This window comes from Pedobacter sp. (genome assembly GCF_041645105.1).
GTDB lineage: Bacteria > Bacteroidota > Bacteroidia > Sphingobacteriales > Sphingobacteriaceae > Pedobacter.
The window spans coordinates 115,617-138,408 of the sequence record NZ_JBAZQQ010000008.1 but is presented as its reverse complement, the minus strand read 5'-3'; the positions used below and the strand labels follow the sequence as shown (position 1 = coordinate 138,408).

Annotated in this window: 27 protein-coding genes; 20 read left to right on the top strand and 7 right to left on the bottom strand. The window is 39.0% G+C overall.

The window, feature by feature from the left end:
* Positions 1-277 precede the first annotated feature (277 nt).
* A complete protein-coding gene (locus tag WC623_RS21595; protein WP_372855038.1) occupies positions 278-1,363 on the top strand; it encodes a GAF domain-containing protein in 1,086 nt (361 codons plus the stop codon).
* Positions 1,364-1,399: 36 nt separating this feature from the next.
* Here WC623_RS21595 and WC623_RS21590 read toward each other — a convergent pair whose 3' ends face one another.
* Together WC623_RS21590 and WC623_RS21585 are read right to left on the bottom strand one after the other, a co-directional pair.
* A complete protein-coding gene (locus WC623_RS21590) occupies positions 1,400-2,965 on the bottom strand; it encodes a SusD/RagB family nutrient-binding outer membrane lipoprotein (RefSeq protein ID WP_372855036.1) in 1,566 nt (521 codons plus the stop codon).
* Positions 2,966-2,977: 12 nt separating this feature from the next.
* Positions 2,978-6,076, bottom strand: coding sequence for a SusC/RagA family TonB-linked outer membrane protein (locus WC623_RS21585; RefSeq protein WP_372855034.1), 3,099 nt, complete (start codon positions 6,074-6,076; stop codon positions 2,978-2,980).
* Between the two features lie 472 nt (positions 6,077-6,548).
* Between WC623_RS21585 and WC623_RS21580 the strand changes: the two genes are divergently transcribed.
* A complete protein-coding gene (locus WC623_RS21580) occupies positions 6,549-8,372 on the top strand; it encodes an ATP-binding protein (protein ID WP_372855032.1) in 1,824 nt (607 codons plus the stop codon).
* A gap of 146 nt (positions 8,373-8,518) precedes the next feature.
* On the opposite strand, the gene WC623_RS21575 is transcribed toward WC623_RS21580, so the two are convergent.
* Both WC623_RS21575 and WC623_RS21570 read right to left on the bottom strand, forming a co-directional pair.
* Positions 8,519-8,809, bottom strand: a complete 291-nt coding sequence (locus tag WC623_RS21575) for a hypothetical protein (protein WP_372855030.1) — start codon at positions 8,807-8,809, stop codon at positions 8,519-8,521.
* Positions 8,803-9,042: a hypothetical protein gene (locus WC623_RS21570; protein WP_372855028.1), complete on the bottom strand. Its 240-nt coding sequence runs from the start codon at positions 9,040-9,042 to the stop codon at positions 8,803-8,805. Before WC623_RS21570 ends, WC623_RS21575 begins: the two co-directional genes overlap by 7 nt.
* A 141-nt stretch (positions 9,043-9,183) precedes the next feature.
* On the opposite strand from WC623_RS21570, the gene WC623_RS21565 reads away from it, so the two are divergent.
* Both WC623_RS21565 and WC623_RS21560 read left to right on the top strand, forming a co-directional pair.
* On the top strand, positions 9,184-9,642 hold the full coding sequence (locus WC623_RS21565) for a PA2169 family four-helix-bundle protein (protein ID WP_372855026.1): 459 nt from the start codon (positions 9,184-9,186) through the stop codon (positions 9,640-9,642).
* A 126-nt stretch (positions 9,643-9,768) separates the two neighbouring features.
* Complete coding sequence (locus tag WC623_RS21560; RefSeq protein ID WP_372855024.1) at positions 9,769-9,975, top strand: KTSC domain-containing protein; 207 nt, start codon at positions 9,769-9,771, stop codon at positions 9,973-9,975.
* Here WC623_RS21560 and WC623_RS21555 read toward each other — a convergent pair.
* Complete coding sequence (locus WC623_RS21555) at positions 9,972-10,898, bottom strand: SDR family oxidoreductase (RefSeq protein ID WP_372855022.1); 927 nt, start codon at positions 10,896-10,898, stop codon at positions 9,972-9,974. The two genes, WC623_RS21560 and WC623_RS21555, sit on opposite strands and share 4 nt — an antisense overlap.
* A gap of 362 nt (positions 10,899-11,260) precedes the next feature.
* Between WC623_RS21555 and WC623_RS21550 the strand changes: the two genes are divergently transcribed.
* The 16 genes from WC623_RS21550 to WC623_RS21475 all read left to right on the top strand — a co-directional run bounded on the left by WC623_RS21550 (position 11,261) and on the right by WC623_RS21475 (position 21,263).
* Positions 11,261-11,815 carry a ferritin-like domain-containing protein gene (locus WC623_RS21550; protein WP_372855020.1) on the top strand — a complete coding sequence of 185 codons (555 nt, stop codon included), beginning with the start codon at positions 11,261-11,263 and terminating at the stop codon, positions 11,813-11,815.
* A gap of 145 nt (positions 11,816-11,960) precedes the next feature.
* Positions 11,961-12,644 carry an SRPBCC family protein gene (locus WC623_RS21545; protein WP_372855018.1) on the top strand — a complete coding sequence of 228 codons (684 nt, stop codon included), beginning with the start codon at positions 11,961-11,963 and terminating at the stop codon, positions 12,642-12,644.
* Between the two features lie 3 nt (positions 12,645-12,647).
* The gene (locus WC623_RS21540) at positions 12,648-13,037 is read left to right on the top strand and encodes a DUF892 family protein (protein ID WP_372855016.1); all 390 of its coding nucleotides are present in this window, start codon (positions 12,648-12,650) and stop codon (positions 13,035-13,037) included.
* A 132-nt stretch (positions 13,038-13,169) separates the two neighbouring features.
* The gene (locus WC623_RS21535) at positions 13,170-13,358 is read left to right on the top strand and encodes a DUF6766 family protein (protein WP_372855014.1); all 189 of its coding nucleotides are present in this window, start codon (positions 13,170-13,172) and stop codon (positions 13,356-13,358) included.
* Positions 13,359-13,450: 92 nt separating this feature from the next.
* Positions 13,451-13,687 (top strand): hypothetical protein, encoded by a 237-nt coding sequence (locus tag WC623_RS21530; RefSeq protein WP_372855012.1) that lies wholly within the window; start codon positions 13,451-13,453, stop codon positions 13,685-13,687.
* A 315-nt stretch (positions 13,688-14,002) separates the two neighbouring features.
* A complete protein-coding gene (locus WC623_RS21525; protein WP_372855010.1) occupies positions 14,003-14,347 on the top strand; it encodes a hypothetical protein in 345 nt (114 codons plus the stop codon).
* Positions 14,348-14,555: 208 nt separating this feature from the next.
* Positions 14,556-15,413, top strand: a complete 858-nt coding sequence (locus WC623_RS21520) for an STAS domain-containing protein (protein ID WP_372855008.1) — start codon at positions 14,556-14,558, stop codon at positions 15,411-15,413.
* A gap of 11 nt (positions 15,414-15,424) precedes the next feature.
* Positions 15,425-15,829: an STAS domain-containing protein gene (locus WC623_RS21515; protein WP_015807934.1), complete on the top strand. Its 405-nt coding sequence runs from the start codon at positions 15,425-15,427 to the stop codon at positions 15,827-15,829.
* Positions 15,810-16,223: an anti-sigma regulatory factor gene (locus tag WC623_RS21510; RefSeq protein WP_372855006.1), complete on the top strand. Its 414-nt coding sequence runs from the start codon at positions 15,810-15,812 to the stop codon at positions 16,221-16,223. The genes WC623_RS21515 and WC623_RS21510 overlap by 20 nt, the downstream gene beginning before the upstream one ends.
* Positions 16,216-17,223, top strand: a complete 1,008-nt coding sequence (locus tag WC623_RS21505; RefSeq protein WP_372855004.1) for an ATP-binding protein — start codon at positions 16,216-16,218, stop codon at positions 17,221-17,223. The genes WC623_RS21510 and WC623_RS21505 overlap by 8 nt, the downstream gene beginning before the upstream one ends.
* 3 nt (positions 17,224-17,226) lie before the next feature.
* Positions 17,227-18,429, top strand: a complete 1,203-nt coding sequence (locus tag WC623_RS21500) for an ATP-binding protein (RefSeq protein WP_372855002.1) — start codon at positions 17,227-17,229, stop codon at positions 18,427-18,429.
* Positions 18,430-18,601: 172 nt separating this feature from the next.
* Positions 18,602-18,943 carry a VOC family protein gene (locus WC623_RS21495; protein WP_372855000.1) on the top strand — a complete coding sequence of 114 codons (342 nt, stop codon included), beginning with the start codon at positions 18,602-18,604 and terminating at the stop codon, positions 18,941-18,943.
* Positions 18,944-19,664: 721 nt separating this feature from the next.
* Positions 19,665-20,255, top strand: a complete 591-nt coding sequence (locus WC623_RS21490; RefSeq protein ID WP_372854998.1) for a hypothetical protein — start codon at positions 19,665-19,667, stop codon at positions 20,253-20,255.
* Between the two features lie 36 nt (positions 20,256-20,291).
* Positions 20,292-20,576: a hypothetical protein gene (locus tag WC623_RS21485; protein WP_372854996.1), complete on the top strand. Its 285-nt coding sequence runs from the start codon at positions 20,292-20,294 to the stop codon at positions 20,574-20,576.
* On the top strand, positions 20,549-20,785 hold the full coding sequence (locus WC623_RS21480; RefSeq protein ID WP_372854994.1) for a hypothetical protein: 237 nt from the start codon (positions 20,549-20,551) through the stop codon (positions 20,783-20,785). Before WC623_RS21485 ends, WC623_RS21480 begins: the two co-directional genes overlap by 28 nt.
* 259 nt (positions 20,786-21,044) lie before the next feature.
* On the top strand, positions 21,045-21,263 hold the full coding sequence (locus WC623_RS21475) for a hypothetical protein (protein ID WP_372854992.1): 219 nt from the start codon (positions 21,045-21,047) through the stop codon (positions 21,261-21,263).
* Between the two features lie 371 nt (positions 21,264-21,634).
* On the opposite strand, the gene WC623_RS21470 is transcribed toward WC623_RS21475, so the two are convergent.
* A complete protein-coding gene (locus WC623_RS21470; protein ID WP_372854990.1) occupies positions 21,635-22,291 on the bottom strand; it encodes a DUF4142 domain-containing protein in 657 nt (218 codons plus the stop codon).
* Between the two features lie 36 nt (positions 22,292-22,327).
* A complete protein-coding gene (locus tag WC623_RS21465; RefSeq protein WP_372854988.1) occupies positions 22,328-22,474 on the bottom strand; it encodes a hypothetical protein in 147 nt (48 codons plus the stop codon).
* Between the last annotated feature and the right edge of the window lie 318 nt (positions 22,475-22,792).

Genomic DNA, 22,792 nt, shown 5'->3' with positions numbered 1-22,792 from the left:
AAGAACAACGTAAATAACGATACATCTGCTTTATCCTTATATGTGCAGCATTAATTAGTGTATGTATAGCCCCAACCTATGTCTTATCTGCCTGGATGGTTTTAGTTCCGAAAGCAATCAGCATAATAGAACATATAAGGCATATTAAACCAATTGATTTCATGAAAAAAAATTATTTAACTGACATTTATCAGTATATTATCTAAAACTAATTTTATAAACTTTTGTTTAACTAAAATAACATTACTCAAATTGTGTAAATCTTAAACTGGAAAAAATGCCTCAAAAAGAACTCGAAAGATTACAGGCTGTTCACCGTTTTTTAAACCTCAATTTCAGTAAAGAACAGGATCTGCAGGATATCGTTAACTTTGCCGCCAACATCTGTAAAGTACCCACAGCACTCATTACACTTATTGATGAGCACACGCAATACATCAAATTTAAAACAGGAACAAATCTCGAAACTACCAGCAGGCAAGTCTCATTTTGCAACCACATTATACAGCGGGAAGAAACATTAATGGTTCCTGACACCTTGCAAGATAATCGTTTCGTCAATAATCCGCTGGTTACAGAGTTTCCGAGTATCCGGTTTTATGCCGGGGCTCCGTTGACCACTCAAGACGGACATATACTTGGGAGTTTATGTGTGATCGGACAAAAACCTAAAAAATTAACTCTCCTCCAGCAAAAGACATTAAAAATACTATCCCGGCAGGTCATCAACATTCTTGAGTTTGAATCCAGCTTAAAAATTCTAAAAGAACAGTTTATAGAAACTAAAAGTGCAGAAATCAAGCTCCGCTCCTTTTTTGAAAGTTCTAACTCATGCCACCTGCTTATCGGCAAAAATCTCGAAATACTCGCGTTCAACAAAGCCCTGGCTAAATTCATCAAAAAAGTTCATGGTGTAGATGTAAAACAAGGAGCAACAATAACTGATTACGTTCAAAAATCCTTTTTAAAAGAATTCAGCAGCAATTATTTTAAGGCTTTATCCGGCGCATCTGTTGAGATTGAAAGAGAACTAACCTATACAAAACAAAAGATCTGTTGGCACATTACTTTCGAACCAGCCTATAATACAGATACTGAAATCATTGGCGTATCCTATAATGCAACAGACATTACCGAAAGGCTAAAACAAGAACGTAAAGTATTGACGCAAAATGAATCACTTCGTGAAATCGCAAATATTCAATCTCATCAGTTGCGCAAACCTGTTGCCTCTATCATGGGCCTGATGAATTTATTTAAAGCTGAAGGTTATAAAGCAACTAAAGAAGAACTCCAGGTACTGGAAAAAGCAACTGATGAATTAGATGAAAAGATAAAGCGAATTGTAACTCATGCCAATTAGAACAAGCATTATGACTGGAGGATAGCCATGCAAATATTAATTTTTTAAAATCCACATTACTTGATTGGTATCGTCGCTGCCCCCATATTGGCTTTTAATAGCTAGTGCCACATTTTCAGCGTTATAGTCCAGCTCATTGGATGGATAAAGCCAGCGCAATGGAAAATTGGAAGATGAGGAATTAAGGTTTGTTGAAGTATTTAGGACAAATACCGGGTAACCCGTTCTGCGATTTTCAAACCAGGCTTGATATTTGCTACCTTGTAAGAAATTAGCCAAATACTTTTGAGTGATAATCTGAGCAATCTGCTGTTCATTTGTCCCAGCTAATGCCACTGCAGCAGTTGATGGATAAGTAGCAATATAATCCTCATCCATTTTCATATTGTGATTATAATCAGGAAGATCGGGGGTATATGCAGCAACAAAATTCATTGAACTTGAAATCCCAGACGCGTAATACTTTTGTGCAGGCGTTTCGGTAATCCAGCCCCTTACTGTGGCCTCTGCCAAAATAAACTGTAAATCCCAATAACTAAAAACACTTACTGGCTCTGCATCAACAAGCTCCACATAACGGTAGTTGATATCTGCATAGTCCTTAGTTAACCGGATAGTCTGTAAGGTCGAAAAAACATCTGAAGGTTCAACACCTAAATATGCCGCATAGTCTGAGTGCAAGATTCCTTCGTTGAGTTTAACGGTCGAAGGGCGGGCATAATAAAACAAGCGTTTATCGCTCATGGCTTTTAACGGATCTATGAGCGTGTTGCTAAGCATAGTATAATTAGATTTCACAAAAGAATTTCTCGACCCGGCAGGTACATCAGACCAAGGATAATTCTGGCCCGCAACGTTGTTATATGCCAAAGCAAAGTTGTCCTTATAATCCCTCATCAGCGGTCGACCCGAAACAATATTCTTAAACCGCTCTACCACTTTCAGCTCTATATCATTAGTTTTCTTGAAAAGGTTCATCAATACATGCAGCTCAAAACTATTAGTTAATCTTCTCCAATTGTCTACTTTTCCTCCATAAACCGGATCGCCCTCAAAATTGCTTCCCTGAGAAAACAGCAAATCAGCCTGATCCAATTCATTTAATATTCCTAAAAAAACCTCCCTTTGTGTATCGTATTTGGGTTGAAGTACCTGATCACTTAAGCCTTTCCCTGCGTCAGTATATGGAATATCTCCTACTTGCATCGTACAGATAAAGAATTGCCAGGCTCTTATAAAATGTCCTAAAGCCTGATAAGATTTCTTAAGCGCATCGCTTGTTGCATAATTTTCCATTGGCCCTATATTTCTCAATGTGGTCAATCTATCAAAATCCGAACGCCCCAATATATTGTATTGAAAATCTTCCTGTCCTTCTCCCCAGGTCAGGTATTTTCCTAAAAGAAAAGGCTGCATAAACTCTTTTGTATTGCCTATATCTGTTTTTGTTATGTTCAGAATCAAAGAAGTAGCTAACAAGCCAGAGGTTACTTCTGTTGTTGTATTCGGATTGGTATTGATATCATCAAATTTATTACAGCCATTAATCAGCATTGCCAGTACTGGTATTATCGCTATATATATTAACACTTTACTTTTCATAATTAAATGTATTTAAATACCTATTTTGATGTTAAAACCCAGCATACGCTGCGAAGGTGAATTGAGATCCTCGGCACCTATATCTGGATCAGAGAGTTTAAAATTGGTCCACAGAAATAAATTTTGTCCAGTCAAAGCAACCGAAGCTCTTTTTAGCCCAAGCTTAGTAGCAACATTGGCAGGAAAAGAATAGGACAAGGAAACTTCACGAAGTTTAACAAAAGATTGGCTTTGGATTCCCATATCTCCGCCTCTAAACTCCTGTGCAAAACTTTGGTATCCTATCTGGACATCATTTTTTGCATACTTACGTGTATCACTGGTAATAATGCCATATTTATCATAAATAACTTCACCTGAAATCACCTTAACACCCTCACCTACATAATTATTCAATCCCTTAACCACCTGATCGTAACGGTACTGATTATCTGTATCGGGATTTGTACCCGTGTCCCACATCTTATCATACATGTAATTGTACATTAAGCCACCTATACGACCATCTATATTGATGCCTAAGTTCCAGTTCTTATACCTGAAGTTATTGATAAAACCAAAACTGAAATCGGGGTCTTCATAACCATATTGTCTGTCGTAATCACTCTCCACCGGAAATCCATTGTGATAAATAACATTCCCTTCCGGATCTCTAAGCCAATAAGTTCCGGCATAAGCATCCATTCTTTCTCCTTTTTTTGCCCAAAGGTTGTCTGGCGTATAAACCGGATCCGTATCCACATAATAACGATGCTGAGTAGACCAGTTGATGATACTTTGCCATTCAAAATCATTTGTTTTGATTGGTGATCCATCCAGGACAATTTCCAATCCTTTTCTTTCAAAAGTTTCTTTGGTATTTACAATGACCCTTTTAAAACCGGTTGAAGGAGGTAGAAAGGCTGTATTCCCCACATCATTTAAATCTGTTTGGCGGTTATAATAATATTTATTGAAGAACGTCACATCAAAATGCAAACGTTTTTTCAAAAAATAAGCTGCAGCACCAATTTCCCAGGTACGGGCCGAAGTTGGTAAAACATTATTTGCAACCAGGTAGGATGAATAATCTGCCGAATTCAAGTTATTCCATGCCGAAGTAATTGTGGTGTAAGGACTGTTGATGTGATAAGGATCAGATGCATATTTAAATAGGGTCCATGATCCACGCAATTTAAACATATCTACCACATCAGGCATTTTTACCAATTCAGAAAGCACCACGCTAGAACCAACAGAAGGGTAGAAAAATGATCTGGACGCTTTAGGCTGTGCAGAATTCCAGTCGTTCCGCCCTGTAAAATCAAAGAAAACAGCATCATTCCAGCCCACTGAAGCCCGACCATAGAGGCTATTAATTTGTTGCGAAGAGCCATCTTTACCCTGATCAATTGTAGCTGGCTCCACAGAACCTTTCAATGAAAAGAATCTGGGAGAAATTAATCCTCCTTTGGTCGCCATATTTAAGCTTTCATTTAAATAGTAGTACAATGTACCCCCTGCTAAGCCGTCAAATGACCACTTACTAACTTTCTTATGATAAGTTAATATCAAATCATCATTTGTACTGAATCCTGTCTTGCTATACAAGCGGTACAAACCTTTTGCGTCCCATCCACCGATATCTGCGCCGCGAGTAGAAAAGATGTTTGCAGTTGGATTGGTCATGGTTTCCTGATTGCTATAATTATCATAGCCCAAACGCAGCATCAAATTAAAATCCAGATTAAGCTGATAATTAGCAGTCACATTCACATTTACCGTGTTTTGGACAATCCCATCCAATTTCTCGTAAGCAATCAGGTAAGGATTATCATACCAACTGGTGTACATCCAATTCTGAATTTTATTAGGTTCTTTCCAATAATTTTTATAATCTCGGATGTCGTAATCTGTACCTGTCCACATGATGAGCTGATATAAATAACCCTGAGTATCATATCCTCCGCCCCAAATTTGCGGTGCAGTACGTCTACTTATTCCAAATCTACTTTCTATTTTGAACTTATCACTTATTTTAAGCTCTCCACCAGAAGTAAAGTTCATGATATTGAGGTTCTGATTGGGAAATTGCCCTTTATTATAAACATGATTAAGGCCAATCCTGAAACTGCCATTTTCTCCGGTTTGTGCCAATGAAATATTATTATTGGTAATTAAACCTGTATTCATAAAATTCTTCAGGTTATCTTTTCCCAAAGAAACCAAAGGCCTATTCTCTTCAAATTGCATTGTAACCGGGTTCCAATCATTCGCAGTGTTACCAACATCCAGCTTCGGCCCCCATACATAATCATTGTCGATCTCTCCATTTTGCCCACGTCCATAAGAAGACTGCACTTTTGGTATAGCCAGATAACCCAGTTGAAACATAGTATTGCTATTAAACTCAACAGAAAGTCCTTTACTTGAAGCGCCTTTCTTAGTAGTAATTAATAAAACGCCCCCTGCTGCCCTTGATCCATACAATGCCGAAGCGGTTGATCCCTTAAGTATATCCATACTCTCGATGTCATCAGTAGGAACATCCCTTAAAGTCATGTTTTGGTATGGTACTCCATCAATTACCAACAAGGCATCTTCGCCGCGTAGTTCCAAAGCCGGTCTAACATTAAATTCAGTTGAATTTTTTATCACCATACCAGCTACTCGTCCAGTTAATGAAGTTCCCAAATCAACACCTTTAACAGTCTGAATTGCATTTCCTGAAACTTTTTGTACAGCATAACCCAAAGACTTTTCTGCCCGTTTTATTCCTAATGCAGTTACCATAACTTCTTTCAAGTCTTCTTTAGTCGCTTCCAAAACAATTTTCAAGACATCAAAAGCGTTGGTTACAGCAAGTTCTTTAGTTACATAACCCATATATTTGACAATAAGGATATCCCCGACTTTGGCATCAATAGTAAATTGACCAGAGGTATTGCTTACTGTAACACGCTTGGTTTCTTTGATTTGAATGGAAGCACCTGATAACGGTCGCCCCTCTGCATCTGTAACAAGACCACGTATCTCATTAAAAATATGGCTATGAGAGATATAATTCTGAGATTGCGTAATTCGCTTGGCGAATTCCTCAGCAGAAACCCAAGGGGATCCAATAAATAACATAAGTACAGTTAGCTTAGTTGCTAACAAAATACTAGATGAGAAGAGCTTATTCCTGGGAAAAACTTTCCTGCAAGAAGTTAAATTCACAATTTAGACTGTTAAGGTTAATACAATAAATTACATTAGTATAACCTAAATCGTTCAGAAAGCTGATTGGTTTGGCAGCTAATTTATTCATACGCATAGGTTTATTAACTGCCCCAAAAGTAGTAGAAGAAATTTATTTTCACTACATATTTCCCGAACTATTCAAAATATATGATTTCAAATTTTCTGATCCGATTGTGTCCAATAGTTCAGTTATACCATAATAATTAATGGAATAGCAATATCTTTCTATATGAAGCCAGGAAATTAGCTAAACCATTTAGACTACAATAGATTAAGCTGCAGAGCTAGCCAAGAATAAATACCAAAAAAATGTTATAATGATGATTCTAAGTCTATACTTTTGCTGCATTAGACAAAACTTATGAAAAGATCTTTGCTCCTTATTTTATTGATTTATATTTGTAGCAACTCCACACATGGACAAATCCGGCAAATCGAGCAGGAATTACAAGGATTATCTTTAATCAAAGACAGCATTGCCCTGATCAACAGCTTAAACAGACTCGGGACACTTTACCGAAGCAGAAATGCAGACAGCTGTTTTTATTATGGAGTTAAGGCCAAAGGTATGGCAGCCAATATACATTATCAGAGGGGGCAAATAGAGGCCAGCCATTCCATTGCCTTCGCTTTCTATAAAAGAGGGTTATATGCGGAATCATTAGAACTGTTCGGAAAGATATTATCCCAGTATGAGCGACTTAACGATACCGAAAAAATCATTACCGTATACCTGGATATGACCGCTGTTATGAATAAGGGTGTCTCCGACCGGTCAAAGATTATTTCAATCTTGCAAAAGACTTTCCAAATCGGAGAAAAGCTGAAAAAAGATAGTATTATGTCCAAGGTATATGCGCACTATTGTCTCCGGAAATCAGATCTTCCAGAAGATAGTGTTCATTACTACATGAGCAAATCCAATGAAATTGCAAGCCGCTATAAAGATAATGCTGTACTGATTTACAATCGACTATGGCAAGGACGTTTGTTAATTTCAAAAGGTAAATTACAGGAAGCTTTAACACTTGCAAACCAGGCGTTACTTGATGCAAGGCGTATTGGCAACACAGACCTAGTGATCAACGCACTCTTTATAATGACAGAATTTCATGATAAAGATCCTAAAAAACAGCTAGAATATTATTACCAGGCTTATGAGGTTGCACAAAAAAATGGAGACAGCTCCATAGAAATTTACATTTTACACAATGCATTAGAAACGGCAAAACTACTAGGGGATAAAGATGAAATCATCAAAGTTTATTTCGAGCTTGACAAGTCGATAACAGCAGAATGGGAAAAATCAAAAAAGTTTATCAATGATTATGTTGCATACAATGCTGTACAGGACCACAATAAGTTACTAAGCGAAAAAAATGAGCAACGAACCATATGGTTGCTGGTCATTTCATTTTCCTCAGTTATGATTGTACTGGGCATCTATTTAATGATGCTCCATCGGGACCGAAAAGCGAAAGCACAGATAGAATCGCTCAATGATATGGCAAATATGCAAATCATGACTATGGAAGAGGCTAAACACCAAGCTGTAAAGGAAGAGCAACAACGCCTTGGACAAGACCTTCATGATGGCCTTTCATCGTCCATTGCCGCTATCAGACATCAATTAGAAATACTAAAGATGGATACCAAGGATATTGACCTGAAAAGAAAATTGAATATGCTCCAAAAGGAAACGGAAAATGCATATAAAGCTGCCCGAAACAAAAGCCATGAATGGTTCAGTGCTGCTGATGAACAACAAGAACAGTCTTTTGAAAAGCAAATCATATTATTGACAGATAATTCTCTGCCTGATAGCAGATACAACAAAAATATTCACATAGACAATAGCGCATTATCAGGCGTCGAAATGGACACACGAATAGCATTACTCCGCATCATTCAAGAGGCCATCACCAATATTATCAAACATGCCAAAGCTAAAAAGGTGGATATTCTGATTTATGAGGAAGATGATAATTTATTATTAACCATCAATGATGATGGAATAGGCTTAGATGAAAAGAAACCTGACAAGGGAAGATCAACAATAGGCTTGCAGTCCATTCGCCGCCGTGTCCAATATCTTAATGGTGAAATTAAGATAAATTCAAACACCAATGGCACTGAAATAACTGTATCTATCCCATTAAAGTCGCCTGAAAAATTTATAGGATAAATCGAAAACTTTTCTAGCTCCATTTCTGCATGAGAAGTCAGCACCTTATTTCCATTTCATCTAATTAAGGAATTTCATGATGTAGAATGCAGAATTATTTTAAATCAGTAAAAAAGTATCGTTTGCATCTGTATTATTTTATTTTTTTACATTTCTGTAATTAAACCATTAAATATAACCCGTGAAGCAGCTTCACTGAAATCAATACCAGAATAATCTGGATTATATCCAACTATATAAGGGACTGCCATGATATATATCCTTGGGTTAGCCAATCCGTTACGATCGATGACCTGAAAACTGTCATTGATCGTAACCCCAGGTACAATCATAAAATATTGTCCTTTTTGATCTCTATCCACTATTTCATTCCCTTTTTCCAACTCCTCAGCCCCAATCTCCTCCGAGCGAAACCTGAGTCTGGCCGGACTTACCACCCCTTATCGATCAGCGACTGAAATGGAAAATCTTTAAAAGCCAGCGGCGGCTGACCAACGCAGTCAATAAAGGTTTGATAATACTCTTTAACCTTTTGATCACAATCATCAGTATATACATAGTTTATCCCACCACTATCAACAGGCAAAACCTCACTATCATCCCCAACAGCTACCAACGAAAGTACCCCAGCATCATGAAGTGCCATAGCAGAACTGGTCCCACAGCTCAAAACATTCTGACCAGAAGCCGGCTCAAGTCTTGGTTGGCGCGAGGTGAACCTGGTAAATGGTTATCAGATTACTGTGACTGAAAAAACTCTAAACCATTCTCTACCACGAATGTTTAAATAGGACATCAACAAAAAACAAAAATGGAAAACAACACAGTAAACACAGAAATCTTAAACGATCTGATACAGATCAACAACGACAGAATTACAGGTTATGAAAGAGCAGTTGAAGAATTAAAGGTACAAGACAGCGATCTGAAACCCTTATTTCTACAAATGATCCGTCAAAGCGGCCAGCACAAGGCGACCCTAACACAGGAAGTACAGGTACTGGGGGCTCCTGCAGAGACCGGGACAACCACATCTGGAAAAATATATCGTGCCTGGATGGACGTAAAAGCAATGTTTACAGGTCATGACCGTGAAACTGTTTTAAACAACTGTGAATTCGGTGAAGACGCCGCCCAAAAAGCCTACAAAATGGCTTTAGAGACCGAAGGACTTTCGGGAAACTTAAGAAGCATCATTTCTGAGCAAAAAACTGATTTGAGAAACTCACACGATCAGATTAAGGCACTTAGAGATAGCGTATCTTCATAAGAAGAGAATCACATCAAAGTAGCAATCGTCATCTGCAAAGCCAGGGATTACAGGCTGATTAGTTAGGGCTTAAATCCCTGGTAAAGATGGCGAATTCTATTTCTCCTACACGAAACCCATACTAAAATGCCCTCTTCTGTCATCAAAAGCTATAAATATGAACCTACAAAATGTTTGTTGTACATTACTTTTGTCTCGGGAATTACTTATGTATACAAATCAGTTCCAGTCGATATTGCTAATATGTTGAAAGCCGCGGGGTCAAAAGGCAGGTATTTTAATCATTTCATTAAAGGTCACTATAAATACCGTAAACTAAGGAGTAAAACTTAAGGTTGTCCATCACCACCTGCCACTCCATAAACCTGTCCTGTGGTATAACTGGAATCGCTTGCTGCTAACTGTACATAAATAGAACACAATTCAGCAGGTTGGCCTGGTCTGCCTAAAGGTGTATGGCCACCAAAATTTTTCAACTTCTCCATCGTAGCACCACCACTCACCTGTAAAGGCGTCCATATTGGACCCGGTGCAACACCGTTCACACGAATTCCTTTTGGTCCCAGTTGTTTGGCAAGCGACCTTACATAACTGGTGTTGGCAGCCTTGGTCTGCGCATAATCAAATAATTCGGGTGAAGGATCGGTAGCCTGCACAGAAGTTGTGACAATAATTACAGACCCAGGCTTCAAATGCGGCAAAGCAGCCTTTGTAATCCAAAATGGCGCATAAACATTGGTCTTCATCGTCGAATCAAAATCCTCAGCACTAATGTCCAAAATAGACGGCCGGGTTTGCTGATGAGCTGCATTGTTGATTAAAATATCTAATCCACCTAAGCCTTTCACTGCCTTTTCAACCAGTCGTGTACAGAAGGCTTCTTCGCGTAAATCACCCGGAATAGCCACCGCTTTTCGTCCTTCTTTTTTAATAAGTTCAATAACTTGTTTTGCATCCGGTTCTTCTGCCGGCAGGTAATTAATAGCCACATCAGCTCCTTCCCGTGCATAGGCAATCGCTGCTGCACGTCCCATTCCGGAATCCCCACCGGTGATCAACGCCTTACGCCCAGTCAATCGGCCTGAGCCGACATAACTAATCTCCCCATGATCAGGCATAGGATCCATCTTACAGGCCAGTCCTGGCCAGGGTTGTTTTTGTTTCTTAAAAGGTGGTTTAGGATATTTCTTTGTCGGATCCTCCAATTCAGCAGAAACCGATTTGTCACCAGCTTTATTTTCCTTCTTTTTCATCATCTTATCAATTATGGTTTCAAAACTACTTTCACAAAACCATCTGTTTTCTAGTTAAATAACTTATATCCTGATTTGTAAAACACTACTGCTATCATCATATCATTTATAGTTGAATTATTGGAACAACCTGAAATTGAGATTGTTTAATAATTTTTTAAGTTTAATTTTATTCAAACATTCTTAAACAAAATATCAAACCGAATGTTAATACCAACCGAGAAACGACTGATAGCCAGCGATCAGAAATCTTAACACCTCATTTTAAAAAGTTTAAACAATTATTGAGGCCACTGGTTAATTAGCCGCAGTTGATTATAATATCGCAGTATCAAAAACATATAACTAACGAAAAACTAAAAATTATGGCAACTACAACAAAAGCAGGCACAAAGACCGCTAGCAAATCAAAAACAGGGAAAATGGAAAACTCGGAATTCCACGAATTCTTTGTAGACGAATTAAAAGACATTTACTGGGCAGAAAAGCATCTTTCAAAAGCACTTCCCAAAATGAAAAAAGCAGCAACCAGCCCAGAACTGGCAGCAGCTTTTGATAAACATACTCAGGAAACCAATGATCACATCGCTATGCTGGAACAAGTGTTTCAATTATTAGAGGAGAAACCTCAGGCTAAAAAATGCAATGCCATGGAGGGCCTGTTAAAAGAAGCAGACAGTATTATTGAAGATACGGATGCAGGCACACTAATCCGTGACGCGGGACTTATCCTGGCCGCCCAAAAAGTAGAACATTACGAAATTGCCACTTATGGAACACTGGTAGTTTTCGCACAAAACATGGGGCATAACGATGTTGCGGAACTCTTGCAGTTCACCCTGGACAATGAAAAAGCAACTGATGTGGCATTGACCGAAATCGCGGTTGCTTCTATCAACGACCAGGCAGCAGCAGAATAACCAGGACATTAAATATAGCCTTTAGCTAATTTTGCTAAAGGCTATCCCAAAGCATCTAAATCCTATCCCAATTAACTATTAAAAACATTTACTTATGAAAAACCAATTGAGTAATCAAATTTTAGAACGTCTGGATATCTTCAGTTTGAGTACCACGGGAAAAGAAAACATCGACCAGGGAGAAAGAATTGTCTCCGTACTGGCAGGAAGCTGGTTACTATACAAAAGTTTAAAGAAAATTGGTAAACATCCCTTCCTTGGTCTACAAGGCACTGCTGCTGGCGCACTGATGCTTTACCGTGGAGCTACAGGAGTTTGTCCCCTCTCTCAAAAACTCGGAAAAGACACCACAGATCCCCAGGCCATCAATATTACCGAAGACATCACCGTCAATGCCCCAATAGATAAAGTATATGCCTTCTGGCGCGAGCTATCAAACCTCCCAAAATTTATGGAACATCTGAAAAGCGTGGAGGAAATCAGTGAGAAAGTTTCGCTCTGGACGGCCAATACCCCGGGTGGACTAATAGATTTAAACTGGAATGCTGAAATTACCAGAGAAGAAACAGGAACCTATCTTGGCTGGCAATCCCTGGAAGGATCAATGATAGACAACGCAGGCAAAATAGAATTCCGCGAAACATTAAACGGCACAGGAACTGAACTGCACATAGAAATCGACTACTTTCCACCAGCTGGCAGTGTTGGCAGAGGCATAGCATCTTTATTTAATGGAATATTCGAGCGAATGATCCGGGAAGATATCCAGCGCTTTAAGACCTACGCGGAGGAAACTGATTTTAAACAATACGCAGGCTTATCCGTATAATTTATGAAACCAGTCCTCACTGATTTAGCAGAGCTATACCTTCAGCAACTCAACGGGTTTCTTACCTCAGAAAAGAAATACGGTAAGGTTATAGAAAAACTAACTGCAGCAGTATTTACGGATGAACTTAAAAAAGCGCTGGCATTAACCTCGGCTGATCTACCACAACAAAAGGAACGCATCAAACAATGCCTGGCTTTATTAAACCGTAAAGCAACTGGTGCTACTGGTAATACTGATCTACCTTTACTGGAGCAAATTATGCTAAACAAAGTAACCGCAAAACCGTCAGTACTCAATGATATTAAAATACTGCACGCCAGCGAGCAAATATTCCAGACTAAAGTAATAGCCTATCAAATCGTACTGGGTGTGATCCGAAAGGCAGCCTAAAAATCTGGTCAGCCCCTTGAATAAAGGGGCTGACTAGTATTTGGTCAAATAAGAACAATCACCTGCAACACTGCTTAGCAGTAGTAAACGTAAACCTATCATCCTGGGGAACACTGAGATTAGGAGATTGGCTTGGGAACATACCTCCAAAGCGGGCACTTCATTTCAGCCACATTTGAAAACTTAGAAAGCGAATTTCTGCAAATGGCCTTATATGTCGTATTGACAATATCCCTGCGCGAGATTGAATCTGCAAAATCAAAGCAACTCGATAAAGCTGAAGAGGTGGACAGGAAGCCCAAAGGCAGAATTCTGGTTTGAAACCTTCCAGAATAAAACGCCATGTCAAGCTATTGAAAACTATCCTATTCCAGCAAAATCAGGCACAAATATTGTACTGCTGATGGTCTACCATGAAAGCAAGATTATTCAAGAAAAAATTACCTCAAGTCCTAGACTATGCACTGGCCATAGTGATCAGCTCGGTACCCGGTTTTGCCGAAGCAGATAGCTCGACAAAGGCACTTTATCAATCCATTACTAAAGAAATGCTTGCCCAGGAATTGAAATCCAAAGGTCGGTTTGCAGGCAGCACCATAAAACTAATCAGGAAAAAGGCTAAACAAAGCAGGCTCAAAGCCAGCGCTTAGTAAAGAGCTATAGTTCCAGCAAACAAATTGACCAGGTCAATAAAGCAGCAGACAGGCATACCCCACAATCCAACATCAGTTTTACTTTACTGGCCATTGAAGAGAATCTGATCGAAATTGAAACCGCTCAGGGCGAATGGGTAACAGGCAATCGCTCCATGAGCCAGATCTTAAAAGCCATGTTCTACTTCTATCTCTTCAAGTGAAACCTCTAATAAAAACCGTTCCTAAAATCATTTGTTAAATTAAATATCACTAACAAGCATCAATGTTTTTTTATATTTTCGCCTTTAACATTACCTATTGTTGAAACAAATGAAACCTGATTTTACCTGCCTATACTTTCTGGAAAACCAAACACATGCCGTCATTGAAATCAAACGCTATGACCTGGATGAAAAAGCTGATATTGCTGATGTTTACCTATGGTTAATCCTCGAAAAACAATCCGGAAATGTTCAAAAGTTAGTCTTCCGTTCTATGGATTCTTCAGGGGAAATACAGGAACGATACTTTGATCAGGGCTACCTCAAGTTCAATAGCAAAACAGGCACTTATATAGAAAAATTCAACTCCGGACAGCATCAACTGAATAACAAAACCGGACAATCCTTTTCGACTGAGATAACTGAAGCACTAACCAATTATCTTAGGGCCTGATGTTTGAGACCATTTATCTTGAAAACAAAAAAGCATTGGTCCATTCATATCGTGGGAAAGGATAAAATCGAAATCAAAAGAAAAGTAAACTAAAGGTTTGTTTATTTTTTTAAATATTTTCTTTTACAAAACCATATTCATACCTTTCGTGCCTAATAAATTATCACGTCTGGTGAGTCTAGATTAAACCCTTAACCTGTCATTCAACATGTCATTTAACTTGCACAAATTGCTACAAAAACAAAAAAAAAACATCCTTGAACTTTGGATGAAAAACCAACTCGCAGATGAAGGTCTTCGTGAAGATCTGATCAGCAATGAAGACCTAAGAGGTCAATCTGAAGAACTCATCTCCTCATTAGTTAATAACTTGACTTCTAACGACATGGAAGATCTGGATGGCGACAACTGGAATCCTGTGATTGAAATACTTGGGGGAATTGCCATTACAAGGGCAAGACAGGGATTCAGTCCTAGAGAAACTGGGCGGTTTGTTTTCTCCCTGAAAGATGCACTTTTGTCTATCTTACAAAAAGAGATCTCAGATCCTAAAGTACTGTTTGAAGAATCCAGCAAGATCAGCCGTGTAATGGACAACCTGAGCATCATTACATTTGAGACATTTATCAAAGGTCGTGAAGAAGTAATCCTCAGACAAACAGATGAAATTGCCGAAATATCTACCCCAGTCATCCGCGTTTGGGACGGTATACTTGCCCTACCCATCATCGGAACTCTGGACAGTTCCAGAACGCAAATCGTAATGGAGAACCTTCTTCAGGAGATCGTAGAAACAGGCTCAAGCATCGCCATCCTGGATATATCAGGTGTCCCTGCAGTCGATTCATTAGTTGCGCAACATTTAATTAAAACAGTAAGTGCAACCAGGTTAATGGGCGCAGAATGCATCATTAGCGGCATCAGACCAGAAATCGCGCAAACTGTGGTACATCTTGGTATTGATCTATCCAACATCATCACCAAAGCAAGTTTGGCAACAGCCCTTGCGTATGCATTTAAAGTGCTCAAACTGGAAGTTAAAAGAACAACAATCGCTAAAAACTAAAATATATCGCCATGGATAAAATTCCTATTCTTAGGATGGGAAACTTCTTGCTGGTTACCATACAAGTAGACCTTTACGACCGGCTTGCACTGAACCTGGAAGCAGATTTGGTACAAATGGTTAGCAAAACCAATGCAAGAGGTGTTTTAATTGATATTTCGGCTGTTTCTATAGTGGACTCTTTCATGGGACGCATCATCGGGAATATCGCAAGTATGTCAAAAATTATGGATGCTGAAACCGTAGTGGTCGGCATGCAACCTGCTGTAGCCATCACACTGATTGAACTAGGACTTCCCTTAAAAGGCGTCCATACTGCATTGAATGTGGAACGTGGCATGGATCTTCTTAAATCTATGATCGGTACCACCGAAGAAGAACCTGAAGAAGAAGACGATGATTATCTCACTGAGTAAGGATAATATCCAGGTCGTAAAAGAGCAGGATGTCGTGTTATTGCGGAATCGTGTAAAAGAAGTCGCAGTTAAGATCAAAATGGGCCTTGTGAACCAAACCAAACTGATTACTGCTGCCAGCGAACTGCTGCGTAATATGTTAAGATATGGCGGAGGTGGCTTCTGTCTTATTGAAATTGTTTCAAAAGGCCGCGACAACGGCGTCAGACTTACGTTCACCGATAAAGGTCCCGGCATTTCAGATCTTTCGCTTGCCATGAAAGACGGTTACTCAACAGGAAGAAGCCTGGGACTTGGTCTTCCGGGCGCTAAACGACTCGTCAATGAATTTGATTTAAAAAGTAAAGTAGGAGAAGGAACGATAGTGATGATTTTAAAATGGGCCAATGGTTGATGCAACACATACCAGCTTCCCGGCAAATGACAGGAGCTATTTTTCTTTACTCAAAAAAGATATACACCGCCTGGCTGAAACTGCAGGCCTAACCAAACTGCGTATTTCAGAACTGGACATTATTGTAGCAGAACTGACGAGCAACCTCTTCAAATACGGAGAAAGTGGGGAAATCCTGTTTGGTACATTTCAAAACGGGGAGGCGCCTTATATTGAACTCATTTGTATCGATTCAGGCCCGGGAATGCACAACCCATCCAGAATGCTTGTCGACGGTGTGTCCACAGGTAACACTATGGGACATGGTTTGGGCAGCATTAAACGACTATCCGATACTTTCGACATTTATTCCCAAGTCGGATGGGGAACAATCATACTCAGCCGAATCTACGTCAAAGGCAAACCACAAAAAAAGGAACCAGTGACCATCCGTCCACTTGTCCTTTCAAAACCTGGAGAAACTACCAGTGGTGACGGTATCGCCTATAAACTGACCAAAGACGGGATCAAGCTGATGCTATGCGACGGACTCGGTCATGGACCTGAAGCCAATAAAGCCATTAATGAAGCAGCAGCCTCATTCCGCGTATTCCCCGACATCAGCCCAACGGAAACCTTAAGATTCATCCATAATTCTATTAAAAAAACGCGAGGTATGGTGGCAAATGTTGTCCATTACGATTTTAAAGCGAAACGATGGACCTCAGCGGGTATCGGAAACATAGCCGCAAGATGGCTAGGTCCAGGTACCAGCAAAAATCACATGAGCTACAACGGAATAGTCGGACACAACATACCCGGCAGCATGAACGATCAGCAATATAGCAGTGAAGAGTACAACCAGTTGATCTTATGCTCAGATGGAATCAAAACCCGCTGGGAAATGAATAAATATCCAATGATCCAAAAATGTGACCCTGCAATTTTTTGCGCAGCACTTTATAAAGACCAGGCACGCAGAACAGATGACATGTCCATCATTATCATTAAAATCAACTAAGAGATGACCGAGATTATAACCATATCGCTTGAAAACGAAATGGACCTGGTACTGGCCCATAAAAGATCCATGAAAGCCGCCGAAAAACTCGGCCTCACCATCGCTACACAGACCACTTTTGCAACCGCCGTATCAGAAGTCGCCCGAACTGTCATAGATTATACCAACAACGGCCTGTTGAACATTTATATCGACGGTGCCATCCCCCGCTTCAGTCTGATGGCCCAAATTATCTTCAGCAGCGAAGCCAGATTAACCAAATCGGACGAAGGGTTTTACTACGCTCAAAAACTGGTTCCGGAATTTGAAATGAATACCTCCGGTACAGATCATTTAATTACCATGCGTATCGGTCTTCCCCGATTCCTCAAACTGGATCAGCTGAAAATCAATTTAATCAAAACGTTTTTTGAAACAGAAGAACCCATCAACGCATATGAACAAATCAAACACAAAAACAGCGTACTCCATAAAATCACAGGGGAACAAGAAATAGAAATTAAACGGGAAAGAGAAATCAACGAAAAGAAAAACGAATTTATCTCCATTGCCAGTCACGAAATCAAAACCCCGATCACCATCGTCAAAGCCTACGCGCAAATGCTCAAAATGCTGCGATCTGAATGCAGCGAAAAAGCCAATGAAATCATAGACAGGCTAAACGGGCAAACCAATAAACTAAGCTATTTAGCCAATCAACTCATGGACGTTTCCAAAGTTGAAAACGGTAAGCTACAGTACAACTTTGAACCAACTAAAATTAATCAATTTGTAGCTGAGGTGCTATCTGTACTTAAACATGTTTATCCGGGAAATGAATTGGAGTGGAGCAGTTGCGACGAAACTGAAGTCAATCTCGATAAACTACGCATGGAACAGGTACTGACCAATCTGATCGGAAATGCATCCAAGTATTCCACACCAAATTCAGTCATAAAAATCACAGGCACCATAGCCCAGGAACAGATCATAATTGCTGTCATTGATAAGGGAGTCGGCATGTCCACAGAAAATGTTGAGCGCATATTTGAGAAATTCTACCGGAATAAAGAAATCACAGACAGCCACCCGGGACTCGGGATGGGGCTGTACATCACCTCAAAAATTATCAATGACCACGGTGGAAAGATTTGGGTTGAAAGTGAACAAGGAAATGGCTCAGCCTTCCATTTCACCATTCCCCTGTTTACACCATCCAAAAACTAATCCATTTAATAACTAAGACAAATCACGTGGCACATACAGTTTTTATAGTAGAAGACAACGAAGTTGTCGATAGCATGATGAGAAAATACTTTTGAGAATTTTATCACTATGACATGCTAATCAAATTTTGATAGACTATCCTATTTATGGAATAATCACTAAATTAGACAACATGCAAAACAATCACATCAACTACATCGAGTTTCAGGCAAAAGAACTTGTTTCAATTAAACAATTCTATAGCGCTGCTTTTGGTTGGTCGTTTACCGATTACGGACCGAACTATATTGCATTTTCAGGATGCGGTTTAGATGGAGGATTTTACAAAAGTGATCAGGAAATAAAAAACGGAGTCCTTGTGATCCTTTACCATGAAAACCTTACCGTGGCGAAAGCCAATGTTATCCATGCAGGCGGACAACTATCAAAAGATATTTTCAGCTTCCCAGGAGGAAAAAGATTTCAATTCGTTGATCCATCAGGAAATGAATTGGCAGTGTGGTCAGATCAATAAAAACTCAATTATCGCCTAAAACAAATTAACCAGCTCAATAAAGCAGTAGACAGACATACTGCACAATCCAACATCAGTTTTAACTTACTAGCCATTGAAGAGAATCTGATCGAAATTGAAACTGCTCAGGGCGGTAACAAATCCAATAAGTTCAGTAGAAAGTCCATCAAACTGGAATCTTTTGCATGTTCTTCCATTGTCTATAAGTAAATAAAAGTCCTGAAGGATGAAGAAAGCAAACTCAGGGGGTAACAAATTGTACAATCGATGGATATAAAAAAGAACAGAAACTAAATGAAAAACTTGCATTATAACCTCTTCTTGTTTTTGCTATTTTCGTGTAAACCAATTGTAAATAATTTTTATTCCAGATATACCGTTCCATTCTCCACTCAATTTAAATCTGTGGTCATTAGCTATCATCCCAACGAACATGAGTTGATTACATAAATTATGATAGTGATTATAATATCCTTGGTAAGGTTGATATCGCTTATGATGAAATTGCAGAATCACAATTTTGGAAAGAAAGCCTGCTGATAATGGATAAAATTATAGTCGATGAAATCAGCTAGATTGAGAACCGACCGGTCAAGAAAGCGAAAAATTACGAGGTTTTGCCCAATGGAAAAATAATTAGGAACCAATAATAGAAAGATGATAGACATCGTAAAACATATTAAAAAAGCATAAATTTATAATATAGGAATATACGATACAAATGAAAATATACACTCCCCTGCTCCTTATCCTATTTTCTTTTGGCCAATCCAAGGCACAGCAAAAACTGGTCAAAGACATTGATTTTGACGGAAAGAACGATACCGTTTATGTACATACAGGTGAATCAGTTATTGTGTGCCTTCTTTCCTCCAGACAGTACAAGCCCATAAAAAGCCAGCCCATAGAAATACTGAACCAGCAAAGCGGAGTTAGTGCAACAAAAAACGGCTTTGAGTTTCAAAACCATTGGATGCGTGCCGGATATCACAACCAGTTTCGCTACGATAAAAACACAAAACAGATCCAGCTAATTGGTATGAGCCGTTACGAGTTTGGCCCTGCCAACAACAATGGCAGTGGCGAATCCAGTGTCAATTTACTCACCGGGGATTATATAGGTAACTGGAATTTTTATGATAACCTGGCCAATAATGAAAAAGGAAACCTGGTAAAAATCCCCACTATTAAAACAAAAATGTGGTTTAATAAAACCTACTTAGCTGGCTTTAGCGATAAAGTATATTTTGATTTTTCTAAAAGATGCTCCAAACTCTACTACAAACACAAAGCGATGATGCAGTCAAAATAAAACAGCAATAAACAAAAAACGATATGATATCCACCTATGAACAAACTTGAACAATATTTTGACAGCAACGGAAGTCGGGCTTGGGACACGTTAGTAAATTTGGCAACAGAAACTTATTGGACGAACTCAGAAAGCCAAAAGCTTTTGGAACAAACATTGAAAAACCAAACAGATATCGCCAAAGTGGTATATGCAAGGTTTGGAGAGGCTAGTATGGAATGGGTACACAGAAAAGTTCCCGCTCTTGATAACTTACACTCAAAATACACTTTGAGCAAGGTAAAGATTATGCCATGTTTATCGATATCGGTACAGGTGTAGCCCCCTCCAGAACATTTAAATTAACCCTAAAGAACAACCTGCTTGTCTTGCCGGCAGTGAAGGACCAAAATGATTATTTAGAAATGGAAGTTATCAAAGGAAAGCTGTACTTAAGGTCAAAGCCAGTCCAATGGGATCAAAACGGAAATAGGATAAGCTCAGTTCAAGAACGCCTGGAGCAAAGGGTTTTCAAGCGTATAAAAGGATAAAACAAGATAGAAGTATTTATGACAGGGATTTTATTATCATAAACATTGGTAATGTGCTCATCACATCCCCTATACTGTAAGGCATTGCGCCCAAATATTTTTTTTGGCTCAAATATATGGATATCAATATCACTCTCGTTTCTCCTGAACGATTTCCTGAGCAAGCACGATATCTAAAGCGTCACACTATAGAAAAAGAAAACATATACCTGAATTGGTTGTTCTTTTAAAGGAACAATTTTCATTAATCCCTAAGACTATGGAAAATAAACAAGATAACCACGGAAAAGAGCAAACGCCAAAAAAAACAGTTTATAAAGAAACAGAAGAGCGTATCAATGAAAAACAGCCTGATAGCGGAGAAACCTCATCGGTAGCCGATCTGGGAAGAACGGATTTAATCTCCAGACCAGAGCGAAAACACAAACCACTTGGATCAAGTCATGAACCAGGAACAACCCCTGGAAGTGATTTATAACTATACAACAAAGGCGCTGGTTTTAATAAGCGCCTTTGTTGTATAAATAAATATATTACCCTGATCTTATAAATGTAATTTTGATCATCATGATTTTCAACATAAGAAAAATAGATTTCCCTCACTTACCGCAACACTCCAGACATTATGAAAACACCAGCAAAAGATTACCACCAACAGAAAGCAACGGGAGGCTTACAAACGGTTATTTTAAACCAGCAAGAATGACCAATCCTTTAAGGTCACTAATGATTTCTTGATTTGTTTCCATAGTATATTTACATATGTCCAAGAATAACTCCTGGCTCTTCATTTAAACACTGCTACAGCTATTGAGTATACTGGAAAACAATCTTTTTGAAATTTCAACCTTATTTATCTTCCACTTTGGCAGGACTAATTCCCAAAACATCATCACCGTTATTTGCATTGGTAATGTTCAGTTTTTTTCCAATAGCTATAGCAGTTTGGTAATGATCCTGGATAATCGGAAGCGTTTTGACAGCAAAAGCCCTCAATCCAGCATCCTCAAGACGGGTACCAGATGTAAATAATTCAACCGTTTTTTGATGATTATTAATCATCATGCGCATATACTGCAAATCAAAAGCCCGCTCCTCAAGGCTGTTTAGTTTAGCCAGGTGAGCAGCCAGTTCATCCGGTAAGGAAGTGCCCAGACCAATCCCCTTTCCCTCTGCAATTCTTTTTAGTTCCGCATTAGCGGCACGATGATCTTTCAACATTTGCTCAGCAAAATCCTTAACCAATTTATTCTTACTTCGTTTAATGGCTATACCTGCAGCCTCAGCCTCCATCATTCCTCCATTGGCCGCACTTAAGATGAAAACTTTACCGTCACCATTAAGATCAACGTCTGCAGTTAGCGCTTGCGCCCTGTCGGAAGTGTCACTCAAAGAATCAACCATCTCCTTTGCAGTCTCATCCCGACCATTACGATCGGCATTATTACAGGCCAGAAGCCCGCTGGTAAAGCAAATAACTAATAAACATATCCAATGATTTTTCATAATTCAGTATTTTAAATAGTTAACATTTTATACGTTTCAATTCAGCCGGTAATTAGCCAAGCCCTGGAATATCGATCCTAATGTGATCTCCACCTGTCGCTTTCGCTGCACCAGATTACCAGTTTCGTCAGTAAGAAAGAAATCCGACATTCCACCACCAGCAATTTCTGTCCACCGATTCACATCCAACAATTATTTGTTTCCATTATCTATTCTGTTAGGCGCATAAAAACTTGTTACCTCAAAATCTATCAGATAAAAAATAAGCTTGCGATAGGACTGCCAGAGAATAACCACTTACTTGGGAAAATGTTTCAATAATTTAAAGAAACATTAAACAAAAAATCAGCAAATCACATTATATGGTGTAGCTTCCCAGTGAAGTAATCACGCACATTTGGCAAATAATAAATGCAAAAAAATTGATAATCTTTCATATCTCGAAACCAAGAATCCCTCGGAAACTTAATCATGAAAGAATCAACAAATACAGCAGTCAAA